This is a genomic window from Bradyrhizobium manausense (assembly GCF_001440035.1).
GTDB lineage: Bacteria > Pseudomonadota > Alphaproteobacteria > Rhizobiales > Xanthobacteraceae > Bradyrhizobium > Bradyrhizobium manausense.
This window is the reverse complement of record NZ_LJYG01000092.1, coordinates 1-3,718: the sequence shown is the minus strand read 5'-3', so window position 1 is coordinate 3,718 and position 3,718 is coordinate 1. Positions and strand designations below refer to the sequence as shown.

Sequence of the window (3,718 nt, the reverse complement as noted above, 5' to 3'; positions counted from 1 at the left end):
ATCCTAATGATAGCCGCTCATGCGGCCCTCGCTAGCTTGACGAGGTTGTGTGCGGTGCAGATCAGGGCCCATTCGGCCTTCACTTCGTCGAGGCCGCGTAGCAGGAATTGGCTGAACCCTCTTGCCTGTTTGATCTGTCCGAATACGGATTCGACGATCTGCTTACGCAAGCGGTAGCGACTTCGGTACCCGGCGCGCTTGAGCTTGGTGCTCATCCTGGCGATCAGCGATCCTGCTCTTGAAGCCTTTTTCGCGGTGGCGGACGTGGTGCCGTGCTTCTGCGTCCCGGTGGCGATGTAGCCCTCGATGCGCCGCCGCTTCATCGTGCGAAGATTGGGGGCGGAGCAGTAGCCGGCATCGGCCGACACTTCGTCGGGATTGGTCCCCAAATTGGCCTTGATCCCGTCGAGCAACGGCGCCAGTTGCGCCTGATCGCTGCAGGAACTGGTCAGCGTCTGCGCCACGATGATCTGATGGGCACCATCGACCGCGGCCTGGGCGTTGTAGCCCTGGATGTAACCGTCCTTGGTCTTCAGGATGCGGCTCTCCGGGTCGGTGAAATTGCGTTGCGCCGTGCCGTTGAGCTCGGTTTTCGTCGGCGTCTTGCCGCTCTTCTTGCGGCCTTCGGCGACGCGACACTCCTCGGCCTCGGCCCGCGCCTGGCTCTCCGCCTCGGCTGCAGCCTTGGCTTCGGCCTCCAGGGCGGCCTTGGCCTCGCGTATCTTCTCAAGCCGCTTCTGCTTGTCGGCCACCCAAACGGGCATTTCGTCGCCACGCAGGTCGCCGTAGAGCTTGTCCTCCTCCGCATCGGCGGCCTCGGCGGCCTTGAGCCAGCGATCGACCCCTGCTTCCAGCTCCGCTTCCCGCTTCTTCATGCGATCGTAGCTCATCGCCTTGTGCTTGGACGCGTTCGCCTTGATCTTGGTGCCGTCGAGCGCAACGTGCCCGAGCTTCACCAATCCGGCCTTCTCGGCGAGCTTCAACACCTGCACAAACAGGTCGGCCAGCGCCTTAAGGTGCCGCCGCCGGAACTCCGAGATCGTGCGGAAGTCCGGCGGGTCGCCTGCCACGATCATCATGAAATCCGCCCGCTCCACCGTCGCCTTGGCGATCCGCCGCGACGAGTAGAGGCCGCTCGCATAGCCGTGCAGAAGCACCGCCGTCATCATCCGCGGATCAAACGGCGGCTGACCCAGCCCACTCCGGTAGCTGCCCAGGATCGCCGATAGATCAAGGCTTGCCCTGACCAGCGACACGATAAATCGCGAAACGTGGTCTTGCGGCACATAATCCTGCACGCTCTGCGGCAGAAGCTGGGCCTCATCGATCTTCCAGGGACGAAATTCCTTGCTCATCGCTACGTAAGGAATCAGACTCGCACCCTCTTGACCACTCACTACTCAGACAGGCTCCGAGCTTGCGGGGCGTGGTCGTTGAGCTTTGCCGCTTATGCCGCCCGCCGAACTATGCCGAGTCGGGTCGTTTTCCCCAGATTTCTGGCTGACCGGCGTTTGGTCGGTTCGGCATAGTTCGTTCTGTGCCTCCGCTGTCAACAGCGGAGAACAGGAAGATGGAAGTTGAAGAGTACTTGGGCAGAAGCCGGCTGTACCGGCGTCTCAGAAGCGGGCCGCACGGACGGCTCGTCGAGTGCTACGCCGTTCGTCTCGTCGAAGAGAGGCTCGTTCGGCACGGCGCGTGGCGTTGCCTCAACGTAGTTGGCGGGCTCCTGAGTTGGATCGCAGGCCGTCGCTACAAGCTGGTCGATCTCGATGAGCAGGTCGTTGAGCGGTACCTCCGACATCGAGGCGGGAGGCAGTCTATCCAACCCGGTGACCGAGCTGCGCTCAAGCGATGGCTGTCGGTGCTGCGCGAGGAAGGCGCGATCGCGCCGTTGGTGCTACCGCCTCTCACCCCGCACGAACGGATCTTCAAGGAGTTCGATGCCTACCTGCGATCGGAGCGCGGCTTGGCCCCGAGGTCCATCGTCCGCCATCTCCCAGTCATCCGCAGGTTCCTGCACGAGGTGTGCTCCGGCGGCGCCAGCGCCCTGTGCAAGATCAGCCAAGGACGTGATCCGCTACGTTGAGCGCCATGCCCAGGATTGGAGCCCGGGAACAGGCAAGGCGATGTGCTGGTCGTTGCGTGCCTTTCTCCGTTACCTCCACCATCGGGGGCTGAACGCGCGCCCGTTGGCGGATTGCGTTCCATCGATGCGCCGATGGAAGCTCGCAACTCTACCGACCTTTCTGCCTGCCGCTCAGGTGCGGAAGGCTCTCGACAGTTGCGACCGAGAGACGGTGATGGGACGGCGCGACTACGCCATTCTGTTGTTGCTGGCCAAGCTCGGTCTGCGGGCCGACGAGGTCGCGACGCTCACGCTCGATGATATCGACTGGCGCGCCAGCGAGATACTCGTTCGCGCCAAGGGCCGACAGCGTGCACGGATGTCGATACCGCCAGACGTTGGCGCGGCCATCGTTGCATATCTGCGCAGTGGCCGCCCAAAGTCGTCGTGCCGACGGTTGTTCGTCCGCACACTCGCGCCGCACATCGGGTTTGCTTCCGGATGTGCGATCACCATGATCGCCAAGGCCGCCCTCGATCGCGTTGGAATCGACGGTTGCGCGCACCGCGGCGCCCATATCTTCCGACACAGTCTCGCTACCGAGCTTCTCCGATCTGGCGCGACCTTGTCGGAGATCGGACAGCTGCTGCGGCACGAGAATCACGACACCACCCGGATTTACGCGAAGGTCGACATCGACGCGCTGAGAACATTGAGCCTGCCCTGGCTGGGAGGCGTGCAATGACCAATCTGCGCGCCGTACTCGATAAGTACCTGAGCATGCGCAAGGGGTTGGGGTACAAGTACGCGCACCAGACCCGTCGGCTCGCCGACTTCGTTGCCTTTATGGAGAAGCGCAAAGCCAGGATCATCACGACGAGGCTGGCAATGGAATGGGCAACGCTGCCGCCCGATCGTCATGCATCCTGGGCGCTGCGATTGAGCGACGTGCGAGGGTTCGCGCGCCATGTCGCCAACTTCGATCCTAGAACGGAGGTACCGCCCGTCGGCATGCTGCCCGGATGGAAGCGCGCCAAGCCCTATGTCTACAGCGACGCGGAGATCGATGCGTTGCTGGCGGCAGCGCTGGCTTTGCCGCCAGCGGGCGGGCTGCGCCGATGGACCTACCATACCCTGTTCGGGCTGATCGCGGTGACGGGCATGCGTATATCCGAGGCGATGGGCCTGGGGCGTGATGACGTCGACCTCGACGCCGGCGTGCTGACGGTACGGCTGACCAAGTTCGGCAAGTCGCGGCTCGTTCCATTGCATCCGACGACGAGAACCGCGTTGCGCGACTACGCCCACCGGCGCGACGCGATGCCCGGATCACGCTGCGGCTCGACTTACTTCGTTGCCGAACAGGGAGGCCGCTTGCTGCACCAGTACGTTCATCGCGTCTTCTGGCGATTGTCCAGAGAGATCGGGCTGCGGCGCCCAGGTGATCGTACCGGGCCACGCGTGCATGACTTCCGTCATCGCTTCGCCATCCGGACGCTGCTCGACTGGTATCGCGAAGGCAAGAACGTCGAGCAACGAGTTCCAGTGCTCTCCACTTACCTCGGCCACGCCTGCGTGCGTGATACCTACTGGTATCTCTCGGCTTGCCCCGAGTTGATGGAAGAAGCGGCGCGGCGTCTCGATCGGCGATGG

The 3,718-nt window shown here is 63.3% G+C and carries 4 protein-coding genes; 3 read left to right on the top strand and 1 reads right to left on the bottom strand.

The window, feature by feature from the left end; genetic code table 11:
• Positions 1–17: 17 nt before the first annotated feature.
• Positions 18–1,355 (bottom strand): IS1182 family transposase, encoded by a 1,338-nt coding sequence (locus AOQ71_RS21645; RefSeq protein ID WP_057750729.1) that lies wholly within the window; start codon positions 1,353–1,355, stop codon positions 18–20.
• A 215-nt stretch (positions 1,356–1,570) separates the two neighbouring features.
• Here AOQ71_RS21645 and AOQ71_RS48285 point away from each other — a divergent pair, with 215 nt between their 5' ends.
• The 3 genes from AOQ71_RS48285 to AOQ71_RS21635 all read left to right on the top strand — a co-directional run.
• Positions 1,571–2,086 carry a hypothetical protein gene (locus tag AOQ71_RS48285; RefSeq protein ID WP_245317061.1) on the top strand — a complete coding sequence of 172 codons (516 nt, stop codon included), beginning with the start codon at positions 1,571–1,573 and terminating at the stop codon, positions 2,084–2,086.
• A 214-nt stretch (positions 2,087–2,300) separates the two neighbouring features.
• Complete coding sequence (locus AOQ71_RS48280) at positions 2,301–2,810, top strand: tyrosine-type recombinase/integrase (protein WP_245316621.1); 510 nt, start codon at positions 2,301–2,303, stop codon at positions 2,808–2,810.
• Positions 2,807–3,718, top strand: a 912-nt coding sequence (locus AOQ71_RS21635) for a tyrosine-type recombinase/integrase (protein WP_057750615.1), incomplete at its 3' end; no start/stop codon positions are given. The genes AOQ71_RS48280 and AOQ71_RS21635, both read left to right, overlap by 4 nt.